The sequence below is a fragment of the Microvirga thermotolerans genome (assembly GCF_009363855.1).
Classification (GTDB): Bacteria; Pseudomonadota; Alphaproteobacteria; order Rhizobiales; family Beijerinckiaceae; genus Microvirga; species Microvirga thermotolerans.
In genome coordinates this window covers 1,608,523-1,632,848 of the sequence record NZ_CP045423.1, presented here as the reverse complement: position 1 = coordinate 1,632,848, position 24,326 = coordinate 1,608,523, and the positions used below count along the sequence as shown (strand labels likewise).

22 protein-coding genes are annotated in these 24,326 nt (G+C 68.1%); 11 read left to right on the top strand and 11 right to left on the bottom strand.

Features of this window, described 5'->3' with window-relative positions; translation table 11 throughout:
• Positions 1-14 precede the first annotated feature (14 nt).
• Positions 15-500, top strand: coding sequence for a TRAP transporter small permease (locus GDR74_RS07635; RefSeq protein WP_152585746.1), 486 nt, complete (start codon positions 15-17; stop codon positions 498-500).
• Positions 497-1,798: a TRAP transporter large permease gene (locus GDR74_RS07630; protein WP_152585745.1), complete on the top strand. Its 1,302-nt coding sequence runs from the start codon at positions 497-499 to the stop codon at positions 1,796-1,798. The genes GDR74_RS07635 and GDR74_RS07630 overlap by 4 nt, the downstream gene beginning before the upstream one ends.
• A 66-nt stretch (positions 1,799-1,864) precedes the next feature.
• On the opposite strand, the gene GDR74_RS07625 is transcribed toward GDR74_RS07630, so the two are convergent.
• From GDR74_RS07625 to GDR74_RS07590, 8 genes are all read right to left on the bottom strand, one after another.
• The gene (locus GDR74_RS07625) at positions 1,865-2,176 is read right to left on the bottom strand and encodes a DUF6455 family protein (protein ID WP_152585744.1); all 312 of its coding nucleotides are present in this window, start codon (positions 2,174-2,176) and stop codon (positions 1,865-1,867) included.
• Between the two features lie 156 nt (positions 2,177-2,332).
• Positions 2,333-3,751 carry a M20 family metallopeptidase gene (locus tag GDR74_RS07620; protein WP_152585743.1) on the bottom strand — a complete coding sequence of 473 codons (1,419 nt, stop codon included), beginning with the start codon at positions 3,749-3,751 and terminating at the stop codon, positions 2,333-2,335.
• A 110-nt stretch (positions 3,752-3,861) separates the two neighbouring features.
• Positions 3,862-4,734: an alpha/beta hydrolase family protein gene (locus GDR74_RS07615; protein ID WP_152585742.1), complete on the bottom strand. Its 873-nt coding sequence runs from the start codon at positions 4,732-4,734 to the stop codon at positions 3,862-3,864.
• Positions 4,731-5,735: an ABC transporter ATP-binding protein gene (locus GDR74_RS07610; RefSeq protein ID WP_152585741.1), complete on the bottom strand. Its 1,005-nt coding sequence runs from the start codon at positions 5,733-5,735 to the stop codon at positions 4,731-4,733. Before GDR74_RS07610 ends, GDR74_RS07615 begins: the two co-directional genes overlap by 4 nt.
• Positions 5,732-6,712, bottom strand: coding sequence for an ABC transporter ATP-binding protein (locus GDR74_RS07605; protein WP_152585740.1), 981 nt, complete (start codon positions 6,710-6,712; stop codon positions 5,732-5,734). Before GDR74_RS07605 ends, GDR74_RS07610 begins: the two co-directional genes overlap by 4 nt.
• A complete protein-coding gene (locus tag GDR74_RS07600) occupies positions 6,709-7,623 on the bottom strand; it encodes an ABC transporter permease (RefSeq protein WP_152585739.1) in 915 nt (304 codons plus the stop codon). The genes GDR74_RS07605 and GDR74_RS07600 overlap by 4 nt, the downstream gene beginning before the upstream one ends.
• Positions 7,620-8,597 carry an ABC transporter permease gene (locus tag GDR74_RS07595; protein ID WP_152585738.1) on the bottom strand — a complete coding sequence of 326 codons (978 nt, stop codon included), beginning with the start codon at positions 8,595-8,597 and terminating at the stop codon, positions 7,620-7,622. The genes GDR74_RS07600 and GDR74_RS07595 overlap by 4 nt, the downstream gene beginning before the upstream one ends.
• Before the next feature lie 38 nt (positions 8,598-8,635).
• A complete protein-coding gene (locus tag GDR74_RS07590; RefSeq protein ID WP_152585737.1) occupies positions 8,636-10,246 on the bottom strand; it encodes an ABC transporter substrate-binding protein in 1,611 nt (536 codons plus the stop codon).
• 98 nt (positions 10,247-10,344) lie between these two features.
• On the opposite strand from GDR74_RS07590, the gene GDR74_RS07585 reads away from it, so the two are divergent.
• A complete protein-coding gene (locus tag GDR74_RS07585; RefSeq protein ID WP_152585736.1) occupies positions 10,345-11,217 on the top strand; it encodes a MurR/RpiR family transcriptional regulator in 873 nt (290 codons plus the stop codon).
• Positions 11,218-11,253: 36 nt separating this feature from the next.
• On the opposite strand, the gene GDR74_RS07580 is transcribed toward GDR74_RS07585, so the two are convergent.
• On the bottom strand, positions 11,254-12,510 hold the full coding sequence (locus GDR74_RS07580; RefSeq protein WP_152585735.1) for a glycerate kinase type-2 family protein: 1,257 nt from the start codon (positions 12,508-12,510) through the stop codon (positions 11,254-11,256).
• A gap of 286 nt (positions 12,511-12,796) precedes the next feature.
• Positions 12,797-14,023 (bottom strand): MFS transporter, encoded by a 1,227-nt coding sequence (locus tag GDR74_RS07575; protein WP_152585734.1) that lies wholly within the window; start codon positions 14,021-14,023, stop codon positions 12,797-12,799.
• Between the two features lie 67 nt (positions 14,024-14,090).
• Between GDR74_RS07575 and GDR74_RS07570 the strand changes: the two genes are divergently transcribed.
• Positions 14,091-14,540: a helix-turn-helix domain-containing protein gene (locus GDR74_RS07570; RefSeq protein ID WP_152585733.1), complete on the top strand. Its 450-nt coding sequence runs from the start codon at positions 14,091-14,093 to the stop codon at positions 14,538-14,540.
• 46 nt (positions 14,541-14,586) lie between these two features.
• On the opposite strand, the gene GDR74_RS07565 is transcribed toward GDR74_RS07570, so the two are convergent.
• A complete protein-coding gene (locus GDR74_RS07565; protein WP_246179995.1) occupies positions 14,587-15,453 on the bottom strand; it encodes a LysR substrate-binding domain-containing protein in 867 nt (288 codons plus the stop codon).
• 158 nt (positions 15,454-15,611) lie between these two features.
• Between GDR74_RS07565 and argH the strand changes: the two genes are divergently transcribed.
• The 7 genes from argH (at position 15,612) to GDR74_RS07530 (ending at position 23,887) form a co-directional block, all read left to right on the top strand.
• Positions 15,612-17,036: an argininosuccinate lyase gene (gene argH, locus GDR74_RS07560; protein ID WP_152585731.1), complete on the top strand. Its 1,425-nt coding sequence runs from the start codon at positions 15,612-15,614 to the stop codon at positions 17,034-17,036.
• Positions 17,037-17,088: 52 nt separating this feature from the next.
• Complete coding sequence (locus GDR74_RS07555) at positions 17,089-17,976, top strand: amino acid ABC transporter permease (RefSeq protein ID WP_210251047.1); 888 nt, start codon at positions 17,089-17,091, stop codon at positions 17,974-17,976.
• Between the two features lie 3 nt (positions 17,977-17,979).
• On the top strand, positions 17,980-18,744 hold the full coding sequence (locus tag GDR74_RS07550; protein ID WP_152585729.1) for an amino acid ABC transporter ATP-binding protein: 765 nt from the start codon (positions 17,980-17,982) through the stop codon (positions 18,742-18,744).
• A 38-nt stretch (positions 18,745-18,782) separates the two neighbouring features.
• A complete protein-coding gene (locus tag GDR74_RS07545; protein ID WP_210251036.1) occupies positions 18,783-19,607 on the top strand; it encodes an ABC transporter substrate-binding protein in 825 nt (274 codons plus the stop codon).
• A gap of 157 nt (positions 19,608-19,764) precedes the next feature.
• Positions 19,765-20,898 (top strand): acyl-CoA dehydrogenase family protein, encoded by a 1,134-nt coding sequence (locus GDR74_RS07540; protein WP_194164667.1) that lies wholly within the window; start codon positions 19,765-19,767, stop codon positions 20,896-20,898.
• A gap of 274 nt (positions 20,899-21,172) precedes the next feature.
• Positions 21,173-22,735 carry a fatty acyl-CoA synthetase gene (locus tag GDR74_RS07535; RefSeq protein ID WP_152585727.1) on the top strand — a complete coding sequence of 521 codons (1,563 nt, stop codon included), beginning with the start codon at positions 21,173-21,175 and terminating at the stop codon, positions 22,733-22,735.
• Positions 22,736-22,774: 39 nt separating this feature from the next.
• On the top strand, positions 22,775-23,887 hold the full coding sequence (locus tag GDR74_RS07530; RefSeq protein ID WP_152585726.1) for a CaiB/BaiF CoA transferase family protein: 1,113 nt from the start codon (positions 22,775-22,777) through the stop codon (positions 23,885-23,887).
• Positions 23,888-24,326 lie beyond the last annotated feature (439 nt).

Sequence of the window (24,326 nt, the reverse complement as noted above, 5' to 3'; positions counted from 1 at the left end):
ATAGCGGAACATCCATGAAAAATCTGGCTCATATCCTCCGCGGGCTCATCGCCGCCTGCGCAGTGGCGGGCGTTCTCGCCTATGCCGCCGCGGCGCTGGTGACGGTCGCCGACATCGTCGGCCGTCAGATCGGCACGCCGATCCTCGGCGTCGTCGATCTCGTCCAGCTGTTCGTCGTCGCCGGAGCCTGGCTCGTGATTCCCTATGCGTTCCTCACGGGCGCCCATGTCGGGGTCGACCTTCTGGTCGAGTCCTTCCCGAAGGCGGCCGAGCGGCTCCTGCGCGCAGTCGCGAGCGTCACGGCAGCCGGCCTTCTCGCGCTGATGCTCGTCTATTGCTACGACGCCTTCCAGCAGCAGCTGACGTTCGGCGACCGCTCCCAGCAACTCGGCATACCGATCATGTGGTACTGGGTGCCCCTCCTGGTCGGCACGGCCCTGTCCATCGTCGCCGCCGTTCTCACGATCGTCACACCTCAACGGGCGCAGGCCGCATCATGAACTCGGCACTCATCGGCTTCCTGGGTTTCGTCGTCGCCCTGGCTCTGATCGCCTTCGGCTTTCCCGTCGCGGTCGCGATGGCGGTCGTCGGCGTCGCGGGCTTCTGGCTCCTCAACGGATGGACGGGCGCGGCCTTCATCCTCGGATCGTCTCCCTTCGAAGCGGTCTTCCCCTACTCGCTCAGCGTCATCCCCCTGTTCGTGATGATGGGCGTGTTCGCCGCGCGGGCCGGCCTGTCGCGGTCGCTCTTCAACGTCGTGAACGGCTTCTTCGGCCACATCCGCGGCGGGCTGGCGGTCACCGCCGTCGGGGCCTGCGCGCTGTTCGGCGCCATCTGCGGCTCATCCCTCGCCACGGTCGCCACCATGGGCCGGGTCGCGATCCCCGAGATGAAGCGGCACGGCTACAGCAACTCCCTCTCCTCGGCCGCCATCGCCGCCGGCGGCACCCTGGGCGTGCTGATCCCTCCCTCGATCCTGCTCGTCATCTACGGCATTCTCACGCAGACCTCGATCGGCCAGCTCTTCATCGGCGCGATCATCCCGGGCATCGTCGGAACGATCCTCTACTGCATCGCCATCGTCGTTCAGGTGAAGCTGTCGCCGGAACTGGCCCCCCCGACCCCGAGGGCCGACTGGGCGACGCGCTTTTCCACGCTCGGCCGCGTGTGGGGCGTCGTCCTGCTCTTCGGACTGGTGATCGGGGGGATCTATTTCGGCCTGTTCTCCCCGACGGAGGCGGCGGCCGTCGGAGCCGTCGGCGCCTTCGTCCTCGCCGTGCTCTCGGGCGAACTCGACCGCGCCGCTCTTCGGGACGCCGTCCGCGAGACGGCATCGCTGACGGGGATGATCTTCTTCATCCTGATCGGCGCGTCGCTGTTCAACTACTTCCTCGAGACGACGGGCCTGCCGAGCGGCCTCATCGGCCTGATCCAGAGCAGCGGCCTGAGCCCGACGGCGGTGCTGGTGCTGATCCTCGTCTTCTACGTGGTGCTCGGCTGCTTCATGGACTCGATGTCCATGATCCTGCTCACCGTGCCGTTCCTCGCCCCCGTGGCCCAGACCCTCGGCTACGACATGGTGTGGTTCGGCATCCTGATCGTGACCGTCGCCGAGATCGGGCTGATCACGCCGCCCGTCGGCATGAACCTGTTCGTGGTCCAGGCGACCATGCCGGGGCTGACCCAGCGGACGGTGGTGAGCGGCATCCTGCCCTTCATCCTGGCGGATTTCGTGCGCCTCGTCATCCTGGTCAGCGTGCCAGCCCTGACGCTGTGGCTGCCGTCCAAGATGTTCTGAGGCTCACCCGCATGATGCTCTGGAAGCGGCCTGCGCCGTCGCGGAACCGCAGGCCGCTTTCCGTCGTCAGGCCCGGTGGACATCCGCCTGTGTCCGGCTGACGCGGTCGAGGAAGGCAGCGTTCGGGCAGAAGTCGGGCGCATGGCCCGCACCGCCCTCGTCAAGCCAGTGCCTGCATTCCGTCGCGTTCCGGCAGAGGAGGCAGCGCCGGCACGCAGCCGCGAAGCCGCCCGCGAACCGCTCCCGCGCGGCCGCTCCCGGATTCGCTCCGATCCGTTCCATCATCTCTCCGAAGAGGGCGGCCTGGCGCTCCACCCTCGCCGTGAGCGGCCACGTTCGCGGACGACGCGCGGCTTTCCCGTTTTCCTTCGATGTCATGACAAACCTCCGGCAGGTATCCGGAGATCAGCATACTCACCCGGCGCAGGCGCTCATTGCGTCAGATCAACGAAGGGAACGGGCGTCTCCCCGCCCGCGTCCCGGCGGAGCGGTGCTCACGGCCCCTGAGGATGCGCCGCGTCCCTCGCCATCCGATCAGTTGATCGACATGTCGAGCGGCGGCTCGACGCCGTTCCTCAGTGGGCTCACGTAGGGCGTGTCGCGGGTCTGTCCGGCGAGGTCGGCCTTCGCGGCGGCCACGAGGCCCGGATCGATGATCGCTGCCATGCCCGTCGCGGCCATGGCCTTGGCGACGTGGACCATGGCCTTGTGCGCCGCCGGCGCCTTGCCCTGGGCGACGACCTGCCAGGTGTGGAACGGCGTACCGATGGCCACCGTGGGCGCGTGCGCCTGCACCGTCGGCACCACCCAGCTCACGTCGCCGAGGTCGGTGGAGCCGATCATCGGCTTGCGCGGAGCGTCGAGGGGCACGAGGAAGTCCGCGAGCGGCGCATCGGTCCGCGGCTGGCCGACGGCCCGGTAGACGGATGCGATCTCCTGCTCGGAGAGGGTCGCGCGGATCCGGCGGGCGAAGTCGCGGTCGGCCTCGTCGAAGGGCGGCGGGCCGAGCTCTTCCATGGCATTGTGCAGGGCCTGCTCCAGCGGCCTGTTGCCGAGGGTGTTCGATACGGCGCTGACGATGCGCATCTCGACGCTCGTCTCGGTCATGAGGGCCGCGCCCTGCGCGATCCTGTGCACGCGCTCCACCAGCTCGAGCATGCCGGGCAGATCCATCGCGCGGATGGAATAGCGGACGCGGGCGCGGGCCTGCACCACGTTGGGCGCGATGCCGCCGGTGTCGAGGAGAGCATAGTGCACGCGGGCGTCGGAGGGCATGTGCTCGCGCATGTAGTTGACGCCGACATTCATGAGCTCGACGGCATCCAGGGCGCTGCGCCCGAGATGGGGCGAGGCGGCCGCGTGGGCCGCGCGTCCGGTGAAGGTGAAGTCGGCACGCGTGTTGGCGAGGGACAGGGCGGGCGCGACCTCCCAGAAGCTGTAGGGATGCCAGGAAATGGCGATGTCGGCATCGTCGAAGGCCCCGGCCCGCACCATGAAGGCCTTGGCCGCTCCCCCCTCTTCCGCGGGGCAGCCGTAGTAGCGGACGCGGCCGGGGATACCCTTCTCCGCCAGCCAGTTCTTCAGGGCGACGGCCGCCAGCATGGCGCCCGCCCCGAGCAGGTTGTGGCCGCAGCCATGCCCGTGCCCGCCGGGCTCCACCGGCCGGTGCTCGGCGACGCCCGCCTCCTGGCTCAGGCCGGGCAGCGCGTCGAACTCGCCGAGAAAGGCGATGACCGGACCGCCCTCCCCCGCCTCGCCGATGACGGCGGTCGGAATGCCGGCAACGCCCTCCGTGACGCGAAATCCCTGGTGGCGCAGTTCCGCAGCGTGCTCCGTCGCCGAGCGCACCTCGGTGTAGCAGACCTCGGGCATGCCCCAGACCCGGTCGCTCAGGTCGATGAGCCGGTCCTTCGCGGCGTCGACGTGCTGCCAGATCTCATTCCGAACGTTCATCTCTCACTCCGAAGTCCAACCCGTGCGGGCGCCGGTGCCCGGCGCGGCGAAACTGTCTTCGACGGGACGGGCGACGGCAAGACCGCACGCCCCCGAACCGCCCCGGCGCGTCACAGGGCCGCGGCCTGCTCGGACACCAGCTCGTCGGCGGGCGGAACGCGGCCCTCGAACCAGAAGGCCGCCGCGGCCCGCGACATCGCCGCGCCGTCGTGCCCCACGCCCTCGACGCGGACCAGCTGCCAGCGGAAGGGAAGCCCGCGGCGCTCGGCCTCCTGCCGGGCGAAGTCGTAGACGTAATGGGCGCGGGCGTAGCGGTGCGGTCCCTGCCTCAGGGCCTCGTCCTGCGCAGGCAGGTTCGGATCGCTCACGCTGATGTCCCGGTCGCCCGCGAAGATATGCATCGGGTAGGCGAACCAGCGGGCCAGCGCCGCCTCGTCGAGGCCGACCCCGCCGAGCCCCTCGGGGAAGGCGCGCTGCAGCGTCGGCAGGGTGTACCAGCCGGGATTGGCGGCGATGACCGCCTCGTACGGCTCATGATCCTGGGTCGCGAGCAGGCGGTGCGCGAACTGCCCGCCCGCGGAATGACCGAAGAGGCGCGCCTTGGAGCGGCGCGTCACGCCGCCCTTCCGCAGGGCCGCGAAAACCCGGCCCGGCACGGCGTAGAGCCAGTTCTCGAAGGGGCGCACGGCGCCGTCCTCCCCGAGGACCAGGCCGTTGTTGTAGCTCTCCGCCTTCGGAAAGCGCCCGTCGGAGAAAGTCGGCGCGGCGATCAGGATCCGGTGCCTTTCCGCAGCGGGAATCCAGAAGTCCCGATACTCGTCCCCGTTGCGGAGCATGCCGTGCTGGACGATCACCACCGGATCGTCCGGGCCGTGCGAGGCGGGTCGGTAGAAATTCACCTCGAGCGGCCGCTCGGGATGGAACGGATCGATGAAGGGAAGCGTGCTGCGGCCGATCCCGGGATTGAGCGTTGTCGTCGTCATGCGGTTTCCGAAGTGTGCAGATGGCAGGCGGCACTGCGGCCGGGAGCGATCTCCTTGAGGGCCGGGCGGACCTCGCGGCAGATCGACATGGCGCGGTCGCAGCGGGGGTGGAACGGGCACCCTTTCGGAGGCGCCAGAGGCGACGGCAGCTCGCCCTTCAGCGGCTGGAACGCGCGCTTGCGCCGCGCGGCCGACGGGCTCGCCGCGATCAGCGCCGCGCTGTAGGGATGCGCCGGCGCGGCGAAGACGGCGGAGGCGGGGCCGACCTCGACGATCCGCCCGAGATACATGATGGCGACGCGGTCGCTGATGTGCCGGACGAGGCCGAGGTCGTGGCTGACGAAGAGATAGGTCAGCCCGTGCCTTTCCCGCACATCCATGAACAGGTTGATGACCTGCGCCTGGATCGACACGTCGAGCGCCGAGACCGGCTCGTCGCAGACCAGGAAATCGGGCTTCACGGCCAGCGCGCGGGCAATGCCGATGCGCTGGCGCTGGCCGCCGGAGAACTGATGCGGATACCGGTTCCGGTAGGCGAGATCGAGGCCGACCTCGGTCAGCGCCTTGTCCACCGCCGCATCGATCTCGCCCTTCGGCAGGAGGCGGTGGACGCGCAGCGCCTCGCCGACGATGCGGTGCACCTGCATGCGCGGATCGAGGGAGGCATAGGGATCCTGGAACACCATCTGCACCTTGAGCAGATAGTCCAGCCGCTCCTTCCCCTTCAGCCGTGCAACCGGCCGCCCGTCGTAGACGACATCGCCCTCGGTCGGCTTGAGGATGCCGGTAGCGATGCGCGCGAGGGTCGACTTGCCGCAGCCGGATTCGCCGACGAGACCCAACACCTCGCCGCGGGCGACGGTGAGGTCCACGCCGTCGACCGCCCGCAGGACGGGCGGAGGCGGCGCCTGGCCGACGGCGGCGAGGAGGCGCTGTGCGACGGTCGACTTGCCGCGGAAGTGCTTCTTCACCCCCCGCAGTTCGAAGAAAGGCGCGGTCATGGAGCACTGCCCTCGGGCACTGGATTGTGGCAGCGGAAGCGGTGCCCGTCCTGGACCTGCGGAAGCGGATCGACCTCCGCGCAGACAGGAAGGGCGCGCCCGCAGCGCGGCCGGAACGGGCATCCGCTGGGACGCGCATCGATGCTCGGCGCCGCCCCGTCGATCTGCCTCAGCCGCTCGCCGGGTTCGACCATCGCGGCGGAGGAGCCCAATAGGCCCAGCGTATAGGGATGGCGGGGACGGTCCAGAACCTCGTCGACGGTCCCCTCCTCGACGATGCGTCCCGCATACATGACGGCGACACGGTCGGCGAGCTCCGCCACGACGGCGAGATCGTGCGTGATCCACAGCACGGCGGCCCCCGTCTCCCGGCTGAGCTTCTGGACCTCGAACAGGATCTGGCTCTGGATCGTGACGTCGAGCGCCGTCGTCGGCTCGTCGGCGACGATCAGGTCGGGCCCGTTCAGGAGCGCGGTCGCGATGGCCACGCGCTGGCGCATGCCGCCCGAGAATTCGTGCGGGAACTGCCTCAGGCGCGTTTCGGGGGATGGGATGCCGACCCGCGCCAGGGCCTGCGCGGCTTCCCTCATGGCCTCCTGTCGGCTGCAGTCGCGATGCTCGAGAATCGCCTCGCACATCTGCTCGCCGATGCTCAGGACCGGGTTGAGCGTCATCAGGGGGTCCTGGAAGATCATGGCGATGCGGTCGCCGCGCAGCGCGCGCAGGCGCTCCTCGGAGGCCCGCCGCAGGTCCTCTCCCTTGAACAGCACGTCGCCCGCCACGACCTCGCCCGGAGGGTCGATGAGCTGGACCAGCGAGAAGCCGGTCACGGACTTTCCGGAACCGGACTCGCCGACGAGCCCCACGATCTCTCCCGGCTGCACGACGAGATCCACTCCGTCGACCGCCGGCCAGGCTCCCTTCAGATCGTGAAACACGGTCCTGAGGCCGCGAACTTCGAGCAGAGGCGATGTCATGGCCCCCTCACATTGAAGCTGCGGCGCAGGCGGTCGCCGACGAGGTTGAGCGACATGATCAGCAGCACGAGAGCGATGCCGGGGAAGACGGCGATCCAGTATTCCCCGGAGAGGAGGAACTCGAAGCCGTTGGCGATCAGGAGGCCGAGGGAGGGCTGCGTCACCGGAACGCCGACCCCGAGGAAGGAGAGCGTCGCCTCCAGCGTGATCGCGTTCGCGATGCTGATGGTGGAGACGACGAGCACCGAGCCGATGGAGTTCGGCAGAAGATGCGCGAGCATGATGTGCCGGGTCGGCAGACCGAAATTCACCGCCGCCTCGATGTATTCCTTGCGTCTTTCGACAAGCGCAGCCGCCCGCATCAGCCGCGCGTACTGCGCCCACTGAACGAGGACGATCGCGAGGATCACCTTGTCGATTCCGCGGCCGATCGAGGCGAGCAGGACGAGCGCGACGAGGATCGACGGGAAGCCGAGCATGAAGTCCACGACGCGCATGATCGCCGCGTCGACGGCTCCGCCGAACTGGGCGGCGACCAGCCCGGCCGCGATCCCGACGACGAGGGCGCCGACCGTGGAGGTCAACCCGACGAGAAGGCTGGTTCGGAGGCCGTACAGGATCGCGCTGAGCATGTCCCGTCCCTGGGCGTCAGTTCCGAGCCAGTACGTGATCCCCGTCATGCCTTGCGATCCCGGCGCGAGACGGTTGTCCATGACGCTCAGGGAAGCGAGGTCGTGGGGGTTCTGGGGCGCGATGATAGGCGCAAGGAGCGCGAGCAGGACGAGAATGCCCAGCAGGATCGCCGCGCCGCGCGTGGTGGGGCGGCTCCGGATCCGGCGGAGGACCTTCTTCCGCAACGGCGTGTCGAAAGGGGACGCCACGGCCGGCGCGCCCGCCTTGGACGGGATCATGCCATCTCTCCCGTCAGCTTCACGCGCGGGTCGAGCGCGGCATAGAGGACGTCGACGAGGAAGTTCACGGCGACGAACAGCAGGGTCGCGAGCATCACGTAGGCGACCACCACCGGACGGTCGAGGTGATAGATGCTGTCGATCAGGAGCTTGCCCATGCCGGGCCATGCGAACACCGTCTCGGTGATGGTCGAGAAGGCGACGAGGCTCCCGAACTCGATCCCCGCAACCGTCACGACCGGGATCAGGATGTTGCGCAGCACGTGCCGGGCCACGATGCGCTTGCGGCGGACGCCCTTCGCGCGTGCGTACCTGACATAGTCCTGCGTCATCGCCTCCGTCGTGCCCGCTGCGACCAGCCTGATCATCAGCGCCATGTTGGGGATGGCGAGATTGAGGGCCGGCAGCGCGATGTGCTTCAGCCCGTCGGGCGTCAGCAGGCTCGTCTGGACGCCGAGGAACGAGACCGTCTCGCCGCGCCCCGCCGTCGGCAGCCAGCCGAGGGCGACGCTGAAGAGCAGGATCAGCATCATGCCTTTCCAGAAACTCGGCAGGGAGAAGCCGAGGATCGTCCCCGCCATGATCGCACGGCTCGGACGGCTTTCGGGGTTGAGGCCGGCGAGGAGGCCGAGCGGCACGCCGACGAGGGCCGCGAGGCTCATCGCCAGGAGGACGAGCTCGAAGGTGGCCGGCAGCCGCGCCAGGATGAGGTCGACGGCCGGCACGCCATGCACGAAGGAGCGCCCGAGATCGCCTTTGAGGGCATTGCCCAGGAAGGCGAGATACTGCTGCAGGACGGGCAGGTCGAGCCCGAGGCGACGGATCATCGCCTCGCGCTCGGCCGCGCTCACCTGCGGCGGCACCAGGAGCTCGATCGGGTCCCCGATGCCGTAGACGGCGAAGAAGACCACGATCGAAACGGCGAGCAGGACCAGAACGCTTTGGATCAGGCGCTGCAGAACGTAGGCCGTCATCGGGTGCGCTCCCGGCGATAGGCGCCCTCACCCATGGCTCACTTCGCCGGCTTGACCGACATGGCCATGGTGAACTGGTCCGTCCGGCCCGCATAGGTCAGGTTCGCCTTGTAGGCCCAGACGGTGCTTTCGAAATGCAGGGGGATGAAAGCATTGCTTTCGAGCACCCTCGCCCCGGCCTGCTGGAGGAGTTCGGAGCGCTTGGCATCGTCGAGGGTCGTGATCGCGGCGCGGATGAGCTTGTCGAACTCGGGATCCGAGTAGCCGCCGTAGTTCGAGCCGCCGATGGTCTTGGCCTCGTCCGGAGTCGCGGGCCACTGGCGCAGGAAGGAGGACGCCTCGCCGCTCGTGGAGCCCCAGCCGCCCAGCGCGACGCTGAACTCCTTCTTGGAGCGGCGCGGGAAGTAGATGGCGCGCGTCATGGCGTCCACGTCGGCGCGGATGCCGATCTGCGTCAGATACTGGGCCACGGCCTGCGCGATCTGGCTGTCGTTGATGTAACGGTCGTTGGTCGTCGACAGGGTGACCTGGAATCCGTTGGGATAGCCCGCCTCCTTCAGGAGCTTCTTGGCCTCGGCGGGATCGTAGGCCAGCTTGGGCGGGTTCGGCAGCGTCCCGAACATCCCGGTCGGCAGGAACTGGTTGGCCGGCTCGGCGGCACCGTCCATGATGCGCTTGACGATGGCGTCGCGGTCGATGGCGAGGGACATCGCCTTGCGGACGCGCGGATCCTTGAGCGGGTTCTTGCCGTCCTCGGACTTCACGAACGGGCTCTGGTCGCGCTCCACGTCGAGCTGGAAGTAGATGACGCGGGTGGAGGGGGTGATCACGTAGCCGAAGCGCTTGTCGTCCTTGATCCGGCCGAGATCCCGCGCAGCCGGATTCTCGATCACGTCGTAGTCGCCCGCGAGCAGCCCCGCGAGACGCGGGCCGGCGTTGGGAACGGGTACGAAGCGCACGCTCGCCCAGGGCTCGGCCGGACCCCAGTAGGTCTCGTTCCGCTCCAGCTCGATGCCCGTGCCCTTCACGTAGCTCTTCAGCTTGTAGGGCCCGGTTCCGATGGCGAGCTTGCCGTCGTTGAAGTCGCCGACGACGGGCCAGTTGCCCGTGACGCCGCAGTTCTTGGCGGGATCGAAGGTCAGCTTGTCGTGCGCGACGATGGACGCGCTCAGAATGCCGACGCTGGAGAGGAAGTTCGGCAGCAGCGGGTCCGGCGTCTTCGTGGTGATGACGACGGTCTGCGAATCGGGCGCCTCGACGGATGCGAAATTGCCCGTGATGTCGGCAAATGAGCCGGCGATGGCAGTCTCGTTCTTCAGGGTCCGGCAGAAGGTGAAGATCACGTCGTCCGCGGTGAAGGGCTTGCCGTTCGAGAACGTGACGCCCTGGCGGAGCTTGAACGTCCATTTGGTCTTGCCGTCGTTCTCCCACGACGTCGCGAGCCCGGGATGGAGCTTCTGCTTTTCGTCCTGCTTGGTCAGGCCCTCGAAGATATGCGCCGCGAGGGCGTTGTTCGGCGTCAGATCGTGATAGTGTGGGTCGACCGCCGTCGGCTCCGAGCTGAGCGCGATCCGCAGGGACTGAGCCCAGGCGGGAGCGCTCAGCAGGCACGTGCCGGCCACGAACGCAAACATCATACGGTTGCGCATTGAACTTCTCCGTTCCCTTGTATCTGGTTTTTGACAGTTTTATTTTCTGAATTTAGAGAACATGAAAAATTTCTGACGTCAATCTGCGTGGAGCGTCGATGTCGCCCGTCCTGAAGCCGACGACGGATCTCGCCAACCGGATCGCAGCCGCCTACCCGTCGCTCAGCGGCACCCACCGGCGGGCTGCGGACTTCGTGCTCCAGAACCCGCTCGACACCGCGACGATGACCATCGAAGGGCTCGCGGAGCGAAGCGGCACCTCGACGGCCACCGTCACGCGCTTCGTGCGCAGTCTCGGCTACAACGGCTACGGCGAGTTCCGCGCCGCCCTCTCGGCGGCCCTCAAGGTCGCGATGGCGCCGGTGGACGGGCTCGCGGGCGCGCGCGCCGTCGCAGGTTCGACCTTCGCGACTCTCGTCAACGCGCTCAAGGACCAGGAGAACAACCTTTCCGAGGCGATCTCCACGCTGGAGGAAGGCGTCTGCTCGCGGGCCATCGACGCCGTCCTGAAATCCCGCCGCATCTTCATCGTGGGATCCGGCGCGAGCCATCATGTGGCCGCCTATCTCGAGGAAGGGCTTGCGCTCTATCTCGACGCGAGCGTGATCTTCGCGTCCTCGCGGGTGGGGCCGGAGCACGCCATCCGGCACATGATGTCGACGCGGGCGGGCGACCTCGTCATCGCGATCTCCATGCCGCGCTACTCCCGGGGAACGGTGGAACTGACGAACCTCGCCAAGGAGCGCGGCGCGACGGTCCTGGCGCTCACGGATGCCCCGACCTCCCCGCTCGCGCGCCTGGCGGACATGACCCTGTTCGCCCCGGCGCGAAGCCGGCTCCTGCCCAACTCCCCGTCGGCGACCTTCGCGCTGGCCGACGCGATCGTCACCGCCGTCGCGCGGGAGCGGCCGGATGCGGTCGAAGCGCTGAAGGAACTGAGCGAGAACCTCCTGTGGACGTTCTATCAGTGAGATGCACGGGACGACGACCTGCTCGGCAGGCGCCGCCTATCCGACGATGACTGCGCGGAAGTCGTTGACGTTCGTGAGGGTCGGGCCCGTCACGACGAGGTCGCCGGCTGCGGCGAAGGCCGTATAGGCGTCGTTCTGCCGCTGCAGCTGGAACGGGTCGAGGCCTGCCGCGCGGATCCGCGCCAGCGTGTCGGGGAAGCACTGCGCTCCGGCATTGTCCTCCGACCCGTCGATGCCGTCCGTGTCGCAGGCGATTGCGGCAATCCGTTCGGCGCCGCCGAGGGCGAGGGCGAAGCCCAGCAGGAACTCCGTGTTGCGGCCGCCCTTTCCGCTTCCGCCGACCGTCACCGTGGTCTCGCCGCCGGAAAGCAGCACCGCCGGAGCCGCGGCAGGCTCGCCGTGGACCAGGACGGAGCGGGCCAGGCCCGCATGCACGATCCCCGCCTCCCGGGCCTCTCCCTCGATCGCGTCGCCCAGGATGACGGGCCTGTACCCGGCGCCGCGGGCAACTTCGGCGGCGGCGCGCAGCGACATCATCGGCGTGGCGACGAGCCGGGTCGACGCATGGAGGAAGGCCGAATCGTCCGGCTTGGGCGTCTCGCAGGACGGATCCCGCAGCAGGCGGAATGCGGGCCCGTGCTCGACCCCGTACCGCCGGAGAACGGCGAGGGCGTCCTCCCTCGTGGTCGGGTCCGGCACCGTCGGGCCGGAGGCGATCACGCTCGGATCGTCTCCCGGCACGTCCGAGATCAGGAGCGTCACCACGCGCGCGGGCGCCGCGGCCGCGGCCAGGCGCCCGCCCTTGATGGCGGAGAGATGCTTGCGGACGCAGTTCATCTCCGCAATGTTCGCGCCCGAATTCAGGAGAGCCCTGTTCACGGCCTGCTTGTCCGCCAGCGTGAGGCCCGGCCCCGGAAGGCTCAGCAGCGCCGAGCCGCCCCCGGAGATCAGGCACAGCACGAGATCGTCGGCGGAAAGGCCAGACACCATGCGCAGAATCCGCCCGGCCGCCCTCATGCCGGCCGCATCGGGCACGGGGTGAGCCGCCTCCACGATCTCGATCCGCTCGCAGGGAACCGCGTGACCGTAGCGCGTCACGACCAGCCCTTCGAGCGGTCCGTCCCATGCCCTCTCCACGGCCCGTGCCATCGCGGCGGAGGCCTTTCCGGCGCCGACCACGATGGTCCGCCCGCGCGGCCGCGCGGGCAAGGCAGGCGGAACGCACAGGGCCGGATCGGCAGCCGCGACGGCGGCCTGGAACATCTTCAGGAGCAGAGAGGCGCGTTCCCGCATGGAGAAATCACGTTCTGGAGGACGGAAGGGTCCGAACCGGAGTCCGGCCCGCCGGCATCGTCGGCGAGCCAGCCGTTGCTGGCAAGCCGTCTTACACCGCCATGGCATCGCCGGTCGCGCCCACGCGGCTTGCGCCACCCGGGTGAGGGTCGGCCTTCACGAAGCGCTCGCCTCGACAGCGGTCGCCCTCGTCCTGAAGCTTTCGTGAAGCCCGCAGGAGGCATGGAGATTCCCTTGCGCGCCGAATCGCTCTCCGTTTCCAGCAACGAGCCACCGGCGTGGGTCCCTATTCCAGGGACAGGGCCCGACCCCTCGATGCCCGAAGCCGGTTCCAGCAGCTCTTCGAGCCGGCTGCGGCAGCCATCGCGGCAAGGAGCAGAGCGGCGTTTCGGAACAGCCCCTCATAACCGTAGGATGCGATGAAGGGCGTGGTGAGGAGCGGCGAGCAGAACTGGCCTACGAAGACCGATGCAGTCAGGATGCCCCCGGCCGTCCCTCTCCGTCGGAGCGGAGCGAGGTTCAACGCAAGGGTCACGAAGCTCGGCGAGACCAGCGCGAAGCCCGCGCCGATGGATGCGGACGCCACGAGCGATGCCGGGGCCGTCGCATGGAGGGACAGCAGGAGGAACCCGGCCGCCGTCGCACCGTAGCCCAACGCGAAGATGCCCGCATAACCGGTCGCCCGGCGGATCCGGTCATAGATCAGCGCGAAGCAGCCGCCCGAGAATGTCAGGATGCCGAGCGCCGAGCCGGTCATCGCGGCGCCGTTATGGCCTGCCCGTTCGAAGAAGAACGACAGCTGGGTCGGCATGATGAAAAAGATCATGTTCGTCGCCGCCTGGAGAAGCACGAGCGATGCGAAGACGAGCCCCCAGGAGGAATCCCCGCGGCCGTCGTCTTCCTGCCGGGCACCGGGCCGAGGCGAGGCCCGCGGCGGATCGACGACGACCTTCCACATCAGCGGCAGGAGGGCCGCGGCGACTCCGTAGATGGCGAACGGCAGGCGCGGCGAGACCATCGCGAGCCATCCGGCAAGCGAGATGAAGACGAGGCCGCCGAAGTTCCGGGCCGAGATCTGGAGCCCCGAGAGCGCATTCCGGTCGTCGCCGGAAAAGTAGTCGCCGATCAGCGCGGTCTGCGCCGTCATGATGAGGGCGACGGCGACCCCGAGAGCCAGGCGGCTGGCAAAGATGGTCGGAAGATCGGGGAGGAAGGTCCCGGCGCAGCCGGCCAGCACGAAGAGGACGACCCCGGCCAGGAGCAGCCGCCGCCGGCCGTGCCGGTCGGCGACGAGGCCGGCGAAGGGCGCGAAGATGGCGACGCTGAGCGAAGGCGCGGGCACCAGCAGGCGCGTCAGCATCGCGGCGTTCGGGTCGTCCGCGAACAGGCGCTCGATGCCGGGGAGCGCCGGGCTAATCGTGGCATTCGCCATGGTGGTGAGCGACGCGGCCGCCAGCAGGGCGACCGCCCGCGGGTCCCGCCAGACCGGTCTCGGGAAGGGATTGCGTTCCATCGCGTGCCTCTTGCTCAAATCGACGATTCGGGTCACCGTACGACTTCAAGTCAACTTGAGGTCAAGCATGCGAATTCTGGACATTGGGGAGGTCGCCAGGCAATCGGGCGTGCCACCCTCGACGCTGCGCTACTACGAGGAGATCGGCCTGATCCGCTCGCTCAGTCGGCATGGCCTGCGGCGGCAGTTCGATGCCGATGTCCTCTTGAAGCTCTCCCTCGTCGAACTCGGGAAAACCGCCGGCTTTTCCCTTGCGGAGATCGCAGGCATGTTCCGGGAGGACGGCCGGCCGGACATCCCCCGCGACCGGCTGCATGCCAGGGCGGACGACCTGCAGCGGCAGATCCTCGACCTGCGGATGCTGCGCAATGCCCTGCGGCACGTCGCCGAGTGCCCGGCTCCGACGCATCTGGAATGCCCGACCTTCCGCAAGCTCCTGAAGGCGGCGACGCGCAGGCGCACCACCCGTCAGACGGTCGGCCCCCGACGTCGAGGAAGCCCGCAGCCGGGCGGGTAGCTCGCGGGCAGGCTCTCGCGCGGGCGGAACGCCGCCTGTCCCGCCGTCAGCCCGCCTGCACCTCAGCCAGCAGCCATTTTTGGAACGCCTCGAGCCCGGGGCGCATCGGGCGGTCCTCCGGCGTGGTGAACCAGTAGCCGTGGCGGCTCCGGAAGCCGAGGCCGGCCGGATTGACGAGGCGGCCGGTCTCGAGCTCCTCCTGGACGAGACGCCGCGGGACCAGGGCCAGGCCCTGGCCGGAAATCGCCGCCCGGATCACCAGGGAGTAGAATCCGAACCGGATGGTGTGGACGGGGTTGAAGTCATCGAGCCCGTGCGCGGCACCGAACTCGCTCCAGCGCAACGGGGTCTGGAAATGGTCGAGGACGGTGTAACGGCGAACGTCCTGCGCCGTCTCGATGCCGCCGAGCCGGGCGACGTAAGATGCCGCGCCGACGAGGGCGACGTCCCGGCCGAACAGATAGCTGGCCCGCTGCCCTGGCCAGTCTCCCTCTCCAAAACGGAACACTCCGTCGGCCGCCTCGGCGGTGTCGGCCGTGACGAAGGTCGTGAACTGGACGTCGACCTCGGGATGGAGCTCCGCGAAACGGGAGAAGCGGGGTACGAGCCAGCGATCCCCGATGATCGGCAGCACGTGGAGCCTCACCGACCAGGGCGACGCTTTCAGCGCCGAGATCTGCGCGCCGGCCGTCTCAAGTTCGGCCAGCGCGCGGCGGACATGCTTCACATAGAGGCGCCCGGCCTCCGTCGGAACGAGGCCGCGGCTGCCGCGGGCGAAAAGGGCGATCCCGAGGGTCTCCTCCAGCCCGCGCAGGTGCTTGCTGACGGCGCTCTGGGTCAGGCTGACGGCCTCAGCCGCGGCGGAGGCCGTGCCATGCTCGGCAATGGCGAGCAGGACGCGGAGGGCTGTCATGGAACCGGGAAGACGCTGGATGCTCATGGAACGGCCGAGGCTGGACTGACGAAGAGGAATCACCCCTTCTATTCCAAGAAGGAATACCAAGGCGACGAATTTTCATTTGCCAGTCGCAGGTTCCCTTGGAACATCAGCGGGGCAAGGGGGAAACGGCAATGACGGCGGCAAACGTTCTTTGGGCATCGCGATTCCGGGCCGGCCCATCGCCCGAGCTCATGGCCCTTTCCCGCTCGGATGCAAGCCATTTCCGTCTGGCTCCCTACGACCTTGCGGCCTCCGTCTCCCATGCGCGCGAACTCGTGAGGGCCGGGTTGCTCACGCAGGCCGAGGGGGAGGCGATCGAAGCGGCGCTTGCGGCCCTCGGAAGCGAGATTGCGGCGGGAACCCTTCTCCCGGCGGATACGGACGAGGACGTGCACACTTTTCTGGAGCGTGCCCTCACCGAGAAACTGGGCCCCCTGGGCGGCAAGCTCCGGGCCGGGCGCTCGCGCAACGATCAGGCGGCCAACGATCTCAAGCTCTATCTGCGGGACCGGGGGCGCCGCATCGTCCTCGACCTGCTGGCCCTTCAGGAGGCCCTCGCGCTTCAGGCCGAGCGGCACCTCGAATCCGTGGCGCCGGGCTTCACGCATCTCCAGCCGGCCCAGCCGGTGAGCTTTGCGCACCAGCTCCTCGCCCATGCCCAGGGTTTCGCCCGCGACATCGCGCGGATGCAGGACTGGGACCGGCGCGCCGCGCGCTCCCCGCTCGGGGCGGCAGCGCTCGCGGGCTCGGCCATCGCGAAGCAGCCTGAGCTCTCCGCTCGGGAGCTCGGCTACGACGGTCCCTGCGAGAACTCCATCGACGCCGTCGGCAGCCGCGACCACGTTGCGGAGTTTCTCTTCGTCGCCGCGATGATGGGCGTGAACCTGTCCCGGCTCGCCGAGGAAATCTTTCTCTGGTCCTCGCGCCAGTTCCGCTGGGTCGAGCTCGACGACGCCTTTGCGACCGGCTCGTCCATCATGCCGCAGAAGAAGAACGCCGACATCGCGGAGCTGACGCGCGGCCGCGCCGCGCGCCTCGTCGGCGGCCTGGGCACGATGCTGACGGCCCTCAAGGGGCTGCCTTTCGCCTACAACCGCGACCTCGCGGAGGACAAGCGGGCCGCCTTCGAAGCGGTGGACACCCTCGGCGCGGTGCTGCCGGCCATGGCGGGCATGGTGCGCACGATGCGCGTCGATGTCGACGAGCTCCGGCGGCAGGCGACGGACGGCTTCACGCTCGCCACGGAGGTGGCCGACTGGCTTGCCCGACGGGGCGTCCCCTTCTCGGAGGCGCACGAGATCACCGGCCGCCTGGTTCGCTATTGCGAGGACCGGAGGATCGGCCTCGAGGACCTGGACGAGGAGGATCTCGCCGCCGTCGATGCGCGCCTGAATGCCTCCGTCAAGACCGGCCTGACGCCCGAGGCCGCCGTCGGAGCCCGCGACGGCTACGGGGGCACGGCGCCGCGCCGGGTGGCCGAGCAGCTGGCGCGCCTGCGTTCGGATTTCGACGGGCAGCGCGCGTGGGCAATGTGCTATGACGGCCCGCGATACTGAACGGGAACGAACGGGGAGAGCCGGGATGAGCAGCAACACCGTATCCTCTGCGATGGACACGGAGACGGGGACCGGGCGTTTCGATCCGTCGATCGCTCACCTGACCCATGTGCCGCGCCGCCACTACGGACGCTGGATCGCCAGCATCCTGATCCTCCTCGCCTTCGGCTACCTGGCGAAGGCCTTCGCGGAGGGGCAGATCGACTGGCACATCGTCGGCCAGTTCTTCACGGCGCAGGCCATCGTGAGCGGTCTGGGCAACACGATCATCATGACGTTCTGCGCCATGGCGCTCGGCATCGCGCTCGGCGTCCTGTTCGCGGTCATGGTCATGTCCCCCAATCCGGTGCTCAAGGGAGTTGCGGTCTTCTACATCTGGTTCTTCCGCGGCACCCCTCTCCTTCTCCAGCTCCTGATCTGGTTCAACCTGGCCCTCGTCTTCCCGCGCATCGGAATTCCGGGCCTCTTCGAGGCCCGCATGGTCGACGTGATGACCCCGTTCGTGGCGACCCTCCTCGGCCTCGGCATCAATCAGGGGGCCTATACGGCGGAAGTGGTGCGCTCCGGCATCCTCTCGGTCGACGTGGGCCAGACCGAGGCGGCGAAGGCCATCGGCATGACGCGCCTGACGACCCTGCGGCGCATCGTGCTTCCGCAGGCCATGCGGGTCATCATCCCGCCCGTCGGCAACGAGGTGATCAGCATGGTGAAGCTCACGTCCATCGCGAGCGTGATCGGCTTCGCCGAGGTGCTGCGCAATGCCCAGACGATCTACTACGCCAACGCCCGCGTCATCGAGCTCCTGATCGTCGCGGCGGGCTGGTATCTGATCATCGTCACGATCCTGAGCATCGGGCAGCATTTCCTGGAACGCTATTTCGCCAAGGGCTCGCGCCGCCGCCGGGCCCGCCCGGCGCTGCGCCCGGCGATGGAGGGCTGAGCCATGATGCCTATCGTCGTTGCAGCCGACGTGCGCAAGACCTTCGGCTCGGTTCAGGCGCTCGACGGCGTCTCCATCGAGATCGCCGCCGGCCGGGTGCTCTGCATCGTCGGCCCCTCGGGATCGGGCAAAAGCACGTTCCTCCGCTGCATCAACCAGCTCGAGCGGATCGACTCCGGGGCGATCTGGGTCGATGGCGAGCTGATCGGCTATCGCCGCGTCGGCGACAAGCTGTATGAGCTGAACGATGCGGAGATCGCCCGCCAGCGCCTGACGAGCGGCATGGTCTTCCAGCGATTCAACCTGTTCCAGCACATGACGGCCCTCGAGAACATCATCGAAGGTCCGGTGACGGTCCAGAAGCGCCGCCGCAAGGACGCTATAGGCGAGGCCATGGCGCTCCTGGAGCGCGTGGGCCTCGCCGCCAAGCGCGACGCCTATCCGTCCGAGCTCTCCGGAGGCCAGCAGCAGCGCATCGCGATCGCCCGCGCGCTCGCCATGAAGCCGAAGCTCATGCTGTTCGACGAGCCGACCTCGGCGCTCGACCCGGAGCTCGTCGGCGAGGTTCTGGCGGTCATGAGAGATCTGGCCAGTTCGGGCATGACGATGATCGTCGTGACGCACGAGCTCGGCTTCGCCCGCGAGGTGGCGAACGAAGTCGTCTTCATGGATCGGGGGGCCATTGTGGAACGAGGCCCGCCGCAGGAGGTGCTGGTGCATCCGCAGCAGCAGCGGACCCGCGACTTTATCGCCGCGGTTCTGGCTTGAAGAACGTTCCCAGGAAAGGATCGACCACAATGAAACTGATGGCAGGTTTGCTCGCGAGCGCGCTCGCATTGGGCCTTGCGGTTCCGTCCCATGCGGCGGAGCTCCCCGACCGGATCAAGAAGGCAGGCAAGATCGTCGTTGCGACGATGCCGAACTATGCGCCGATCACGTTCAAGGACCCGGCCACCAACAAGCTCACCGGCTTCGACATCGATCTCGGCGAAGCCCTCGCCAAGGAGCTCGGCGTCGCCATCGAGTGGCAGGAGATCGCCTTCGCGCAGATGATCCCCTCGCTTCAGACGGGCCGCGTCGACCTGGCGCTCGCCGGGATGAGCGACCTGCCGGCCCGCCGCGAGATCGTGGACTTCGTCGACTACATGAAATCCGGCGCGCAGTTCTACGTCACGTCCGCCTCGGCGGCGACCGTCAAGACGCCCGAGGACCTGTGCGGCAAGAAGGTCGGGGCCAGCCGCTCCACGAACTGGCCGCGCCAGATCACCGAATGGAGCCAGGCGCACTGCGTCGCCAAGGGCAAGCCTCCCATCGAAGCCGTCGGCACCGAAGGCTCGGCGGATGCCCGCACGCAGCTCAAGACCCAGCGCATCGATGCCGCGGTCCAGGGCAATGAGACCCTGGCCTATCTGCAGTCCCAGGAGCCGAACACCTATGTGCTGATCGGCGAGGCCTTCACGACGTCGCTCTCCGGCATCCCGGTCCTCAAGACCGAGACGCAGCTGCGGGATGCCGTGAAGGAGGGCATCGAGCGCCTGCAGCAGAAGGGGATCTACGACGAGATCCTGAAGAAGTACGGCCTCCAGGCGAACAAGCTCTCGCCCATCGTGATCAACCAGGGTCAAGACTGACCGGCTTGAGAAGGACAAGGCCCCGCGCCTCGGGCGCGGGGCCTGGAACTGCCGCATCGATCCCGGCAGCACAAGGGGACGGCTCGACGGCGCCAGGCGCCCCGACCCGTTCCGCCGCGCATTGCTCGGGAACGGACAGAGCCGAAGGACGAAGCCGATGATCCTCGACGAGAACCAGGAGATGGTGCGCGACATGGCGCGCCGCTTCGCAGCGGAGCGGCTTGCTCCCAACGCCGCCGAATGGGACCGGACGCACCACTTCCCCAGGGAAGTCATCAGGGAAATGGGAGAGCTCGGCCTGATGGGCATGCTCGTTCCCGAAGAGTGGGACGGCGCCATGAGCGACACCGTCGCCTATGCGGTCGCTCTCGAGGAGATCGCCGCGGGAGACGGCGCGATCTCCACCATCATGAGCGTGCACAACTCCGTCGGCTGCGTGCCGATCCTGCGTTACGGCACCGATGCACAGAAGGAGGAGTTCCTGCGTCCGATGGCCCGCGGCGAATGGCTCGGCGCCTTCTGCCTCACCGAACCTCATGCCGGATCCGACGCCTCGGCCCTGCGGACGCGCGCCCGGCGGACCGACTCCGGCTGGGTGCTGAACGGCACCAAGCAGTTCATCACCTCCGGCAAGAACGCCGACATCGCCATCGTCTTCGCCGTCAAGGACCCCGAGGCCGGCAAGCGTGGCATCTCGGCCTTCATCGTGCCGACCAAGACTCCGGGCTACCGGGTCGTGAGCATCGAGAAGAAGCTGGGGCAGCACCTGTCCGACACGGCTCAGATCGCCTTCGATGACCTGGAGATACCGGCCGGGAACCTGCTCGGCGCGGAGGGAGAGGGTTACCGCATCGCGCTCTCGAACCTCGAAGGCGGACGGATCGGCATCGCGGCGCAATCGGTCGGGATGGCGCGTGCCGCCCTGGAAGCGGCGCTTGCCTATGCGAACGAGCGGGAAAGCATGGGCAGCAAGCTCATCGGCCATCAGGCCGTCGCGTTTCGCCTTGCGGACATGGCGACGCGGATCGAAGCGGCGCGGCACCTCGTGCTCCACGCAGCCTCGCTGCGGGATGCGGGCAGGCCCGCCCTCAAGGAAGCCTCCATGGCCAAGCTCTTTGCCTCGGAGATGGCCGAGAAGGTCTGCTCCGATGCCATTCAGATCTTCGGCGGTTATGGATACACCGAGGATTTCCCGGTGGAGCGCATCTATCGGGACGTGCGCGTCTGCCAGATCTACGAAGGGACGAGCGACATCCAGCGCATTGTCATCTCCAGGGCCCTGACCCGTTGATCCGCCCGGCGGGACACGAACGATACGGCCGCCCTCCCCTCTCCCGACGTCCCGAAGCGCTCGCCGGACCGAGGTGCCGGCGTGTGCCGCTCGGCGCTGCCTTCCCGCACCTTCGTCTTGACTTGAAAGAACGAGCCCTCCTACCCTTCAGGAAAAGAATGAAGCGCCGGCAACCTGCCGCAGAGCTGTTGCACGAAGGCGAATTCTCTCAGACCCGAGCGATCTCGGTCTCGGGTTCGCCGGCGGAATCGATGACGGGGAACGGGAGGATGCAATGGACGGGCAGGGAGTCGAGGTCCCCATCGGCGCCAAGGCGCGGCGCAACACGATCTCCGATGCATTCCACCGATCGGTGCGCCGGAACGGGCCGCGCCCGGGGCTGACGTTCAAGGACCGGATCTGGACCTATGCGGAACTCGGCTCCGCCGTCGATGCCGTTTCGCAGGCTCTCCTGGCCGCCGGCCTCAAGCGGGGCGACCGGGTCGGCGCCTACGGACGCAACTCGGACGCCTATCTCATTCTCTGGCTCGCCTGCGCCCAGGCGGGGCTCGTGCACGTTCCGATCAATTATGCGCTGACGGAGCGGGAGCTTTCGTACATCGTGGAGCAGTCCGGCGCCCAGGCCCTGTTCTTCGACACGGCTCTCGCGCCGGCCGTTTCGGCCTTTCTTCCAAGGCTCAGGATCAGCGGGACCTTCTCCGGCGGCTCGTCCTCCTTCGACGTGCTTGCGACCGCGCTCGGAAAGCCGCGCGGGCCCGCGCGGGATTCCGATGCGGACGAGACGGATCTCGTTCAGCTCCTCTATACGTCCGGAACGACGGCGGCCCCCAAGGGCGCCATGATGACCCACCGGGCCCTCATGGCCGAATACATGGCCTGCATGGTTGAGCTGGAGTTCACGCGCCAGGACCTGGCACTCGCCGCCCTGCCGCTGTACCACTCGGCCCAGATGCACGTCTTCACGATGCCCCAGCTTCTCCTCGGTGCATCGACGATCCTGATTGAGGCGCCGGCGCCGGACGTCTGCCTCCGGCTGATCGAGGAGCATCGCATCACATCGTTCTTCGCGCCGCCGACGGTGTGGATCAGCCTCCTGCGGCATCCGGACTTCGACAGGCGCGACCTGACCTCGCTCAAGAATCTCTATTACGGCGCCTCGATCATGCCGGTCCCGGTTCTGGAGGAGCTGCGCCGCAGGCTCCCCCGAGCCCGGCCGTTCAACTGCTATGGCCAAAGCGAGATCGCGCCGCTTGCGACGGTGCTCCGCCCGGAAGAGCACGATGCCAGGCCCGCTTCGGCCGGTCGGCCGATCATGACGGTCGAAACCCGCGTGGTCGACACGGAGCTGCGGGATGTCCCGAGCGGCACCTATGGCGAGATCGTCCACCGCTCGCCCCAGCTCCTCCTGGGATACTGGGACAAGCAGCAGGAGACGGAGGAGGCCTTCGAGGGAGGCTGGTTCCACTCCGGCGACATCGGCTACATGGACGACGAGGGTTATCTCTTCATCGTCGACCGGGTGAAGGATGTCATCAAGACCGGCGGCACGATGGTCGCGAGCCGCGAGGTGGAAGAGGCTCTCTTCACCCATCCGGCCGTGTCGGAAGTCGCGGTGATCGCCCTCCCCGATCCCAAATGGATCGAGGCGGTGACCGCCGTGGTCGTCCTCAGGCCGGGGCACGACGTGACCGCCGAGGCGCTGATCGAGCACGCGCGCACCCGGCTGGCCCCGTTCAAGCTTCCCAAGCGGATCATCTTTCGCGACGAGCTTCCGCGCAATACCGCGGGCAAGCTGCTCAAGCGCGAACTGAGAAGCGAATACGCCTCGTCCCTGTGACGCCCTCCGGAACCGGCGCAGATTTCAGGTGAGACGGACATGCAGCCTTCATCGGCAAGGGACGGGGGAGAGACCGGCAGCGGACCTCTCTCCGGATTGCGGATCCTGGAGTTCGTGGGCATCGGACCCGGTCCCTTCGCTGCGATGCTTCTGGCGGACATGGGAGCGGATGTCCTGCGGATCGACCGGCCCGGCGGTGGCGATGCCTATTCGAAGAACGTCGTCGGCAGGGGGCGTCCGACGCTTCATGTGGACCTGAAGGACGCCTCGCAGGTGGCGCAGGTGCTGGCGCTCGTCGAGCGGGCGGACGCCCTGATTGAGGGCTTCAGGCCCGGTGTGATGGAACGGCTCGGCCTCGGCCCCGATATCGTCCTGAAGCGCAACCCCAGGCTCGTTTACGGCAGGATGACCGGCTGGGGCCAGACGGGGCCGCTCTCCCGGACGGCAGGCCACGACATCAACTACATCTCCCTTTCCGGCGCCCTCGCGGCCATCGGCCCGGCGGACCGGCCGGTTCCCCCCTTGAATCTCGTCGGCGACTACGGGGGCGGAGCCCTGTATCTCGTGGCGGGCATCCTGGCCGGGATCGTCTCGGCCCGTCAGACCGGCCTGGGCCAGGTCGTCGATTGCGCCATCTGCGACGGCGCGGCGTCCCTGATGGCGATGTTCTCGGACCTGTCGAGCCAGGGACGCTGGACCTCCAGGCGGGCGGCAAACCTCCTCGACGGCGGCGCTCCCTTCTACCGCACCTTCGAGTGCTCCGACGGCAAGCACCTTTCGGTCGGAGCTCTCGAGCCGAAGTTCTACGATCTGCTCTGCGAGCGTATGGGGTTTGCCCGGAGCGAACTGCCCGACCGTGAAGACGCTCGGAACTGGGATCGGCTGCATGCGCTCCTGGAGCAGCGCTTCAAGCTGAAGACCAGGGACGAATGGTGCGCGATCCTCGGCGGCATCGACACCTGCGTCACCCCCGTTCTGACGCTGGAGGAGGCCGCCGCGCATCCGCACATGGCGGCGCGGCAGACCTTCGTCGAGGTCGACGACGTGGTCCAGCCCGCTCCTGCCCCGCGCTTCTCCCGTACGCCGTCTTCGATCCGAAGGATCGCGGGGGGCGTCCTGACGGTCGATACCGCGCTGACACGGTGGGCCTGAACTCCGCGGAAAGGCGCCGCCTGAGCCTCGGACGCGAAGGCGGGATCGTGCCAAGCGATGTGCCTGCGACATTCTCGTCAAATCATCTTGCGCAGCCCGAGCGCGGGCACCGCATGAAGCCCCGCGCGGCAGCGAGGGATTCGTCGACACCGACAATCCTTCGGCGGATCCGGGCGACTTCGCATTCGCCGACGGCACGTCGAGCGCACTCTTAACAACGCGCATCGTGACCATCATGGTGACGCCGGTTTCCGACGCGCCGACCCTGTCCGTTCCATCGGACCTCGCGGCGCAGCAGTATCAGCTGTCGCGCAAGGGCTACCAGCGCGCCCAGTCGACAGCGCGAACCTCCCGAGTTTCGTGGCGGCGATCAAGCAGAAGTCGCGCGAATGGTCGGCGGGCAAGATCGAGGTTCCGAACCTGGAGGCGGTCCCGAAGA

Coding starts and splice junctions, on each gene's coding strand:
- GDR74_RS07635 (WP_152585746.1), top strand. CDS start 15: ATGAAAAATCTGGCTCATATCCTCCGCGGGCTCATCGCCGCCTGCGCA.
- GDR74_RS07630 (WP_152585745.1), top strand. CDS start 497: ATGAACTCGGCACTCATCGGCTTCCTGGGTTTCGTCGTCGCCCTGGCT.
- GDR74_RS07625 (WP_152585744.1), bottom strand. CDS start 2,176: ATGACATCGAAGGAAAACGGGAAAGCCGCGCGTCGTCCGCGAACGTGG.
- GDR74_RS07620 (WP_152585743.1), bottom strand. CDS start 3,751: ATGAACGTTCGGAATGAGATCTGGCAGCACGTCGACGCCGCGAAGGAC.
- GDR74_RS07615 (WP_152585742.1), bottom strand. CDS start 4,734: ATGACGACGACAACGCTCAATCCCGGGATCGGCCGCAGCACGCTTCCC.
- GDR74_RS07610 (WP_152585741.1), bottom strand. CDS start 5,735: ATGACCGCGCCTTTCTTCGAACTGCGGGGGGTGAAGAAGCACTTCCGC.
- GDR74_RS07605 (WP_152585740.1), bottom strand. CDS start 6,712: ATGACATCGCCTCTGCTCGAAGTTCGCGGCCTCAGGACCGTGTTTCAC.
- GDR74_RS07600 (WP_152585739.1), bottom strand. CDS start 7,623: ATGATCCCGTCCAAGGCGGGCGCGCCGGCCGTGGCGTCCCCTTTCGAC.
- GDR74_RS07595 (WP_152585738.1), bottom strand. CDS start 8,597: ATGACGGCCTACGTTCTGCAGCGCCTGATCCAAAGCGTTCTGGTCCTG.
- GDR74_RS07590 (WP_152585737.1), bottom strand. CDS start 10,246: ATGCGCAACCGTATGATGTTTGCGTTCGTGGCCGGCACGTGCCTGCTG.
- GDR74_RS07585 (WP_152585736.1), top strand. CDS start 10,345: ATGTCGCCCGTCCTGAAGCCGACGACGGATCTCGCCAACCGGATCGCA.
- GDR74_RS07580 (WP_152585735.1), bottom strand. CDS start 12,510: ATGCGGGAACGCGCCTCTCTGCTCCTGAAGATGTTCCAGGCCGCCGTC.
- GDR74_RS07575 (WP_152585734.1), bottom strand. CDS start 14,023: ATGGAACGCAATCCCTTCCCGAGACCGGTCTGGCGGGACCCGCGGGCG.
- GDR74_RS07570 (WP_152585733.1), top strand. CDS start 14,091: ATGCGAATTCTGGACATTGGGGAGGTCGCCAGGCAATCGGGCGTGCCA.
- GDR74_RS07565 (WP_246179995.1), bottom strand. CDS start 15,453: ATGACAGCCCTCCGCGTCCTGCTCGCCATTGCCGAGCATGGCACGGCC.
- argH (WP_152585731.1), top strand. CDS start 15,612: ATGACGGCGGCAAACGTTCTTTGGGCATCGCGATTCCGGGCCGGCCCA.
- GDR74_RS07555 (WP_210251047.1), top strand. CDS start 17,089: ATGGACACGGAGACGGGGACCGGGCGTTTCGATCCGTCGATCGCTCAC.
- GDR74_RS07550 (WP_152585729.1), top strand. CDS start 17,980: ATGATGCCTATCGTCGTTGCAGCCGACGTGCGCAAGACCTTCGGCTCG.
- GDR74_RS07545 (WP_210251036.1), top strand. CDS start 18,783: ATGGCAGGTTTGCTCGCGAGCGCGCTCGCATTGGGCCTTGCGGTTCCG.
- GDR74_RS07540 (WP_194164667.1), top strand. CDS start 19,765: ATGATCCTCGACGAGAACCAGGAGATGGTGCGCGACATGGCGCGCCGC.
- GDR74_RS07535 (WP_152585727.1), top strand. CDS start 21,173: ATGGACGGGCAGGGAGTCGAGGTCCCCATCGGCGCCAAGGCGCGGCGC.
- GDR74_RS07530 (WP_152585726.1), top strand. CDS start 22,775: ATGCAGCCTTCATCGGCAAGGGACGGGGGAGAGACCGGCAGCGGACCT.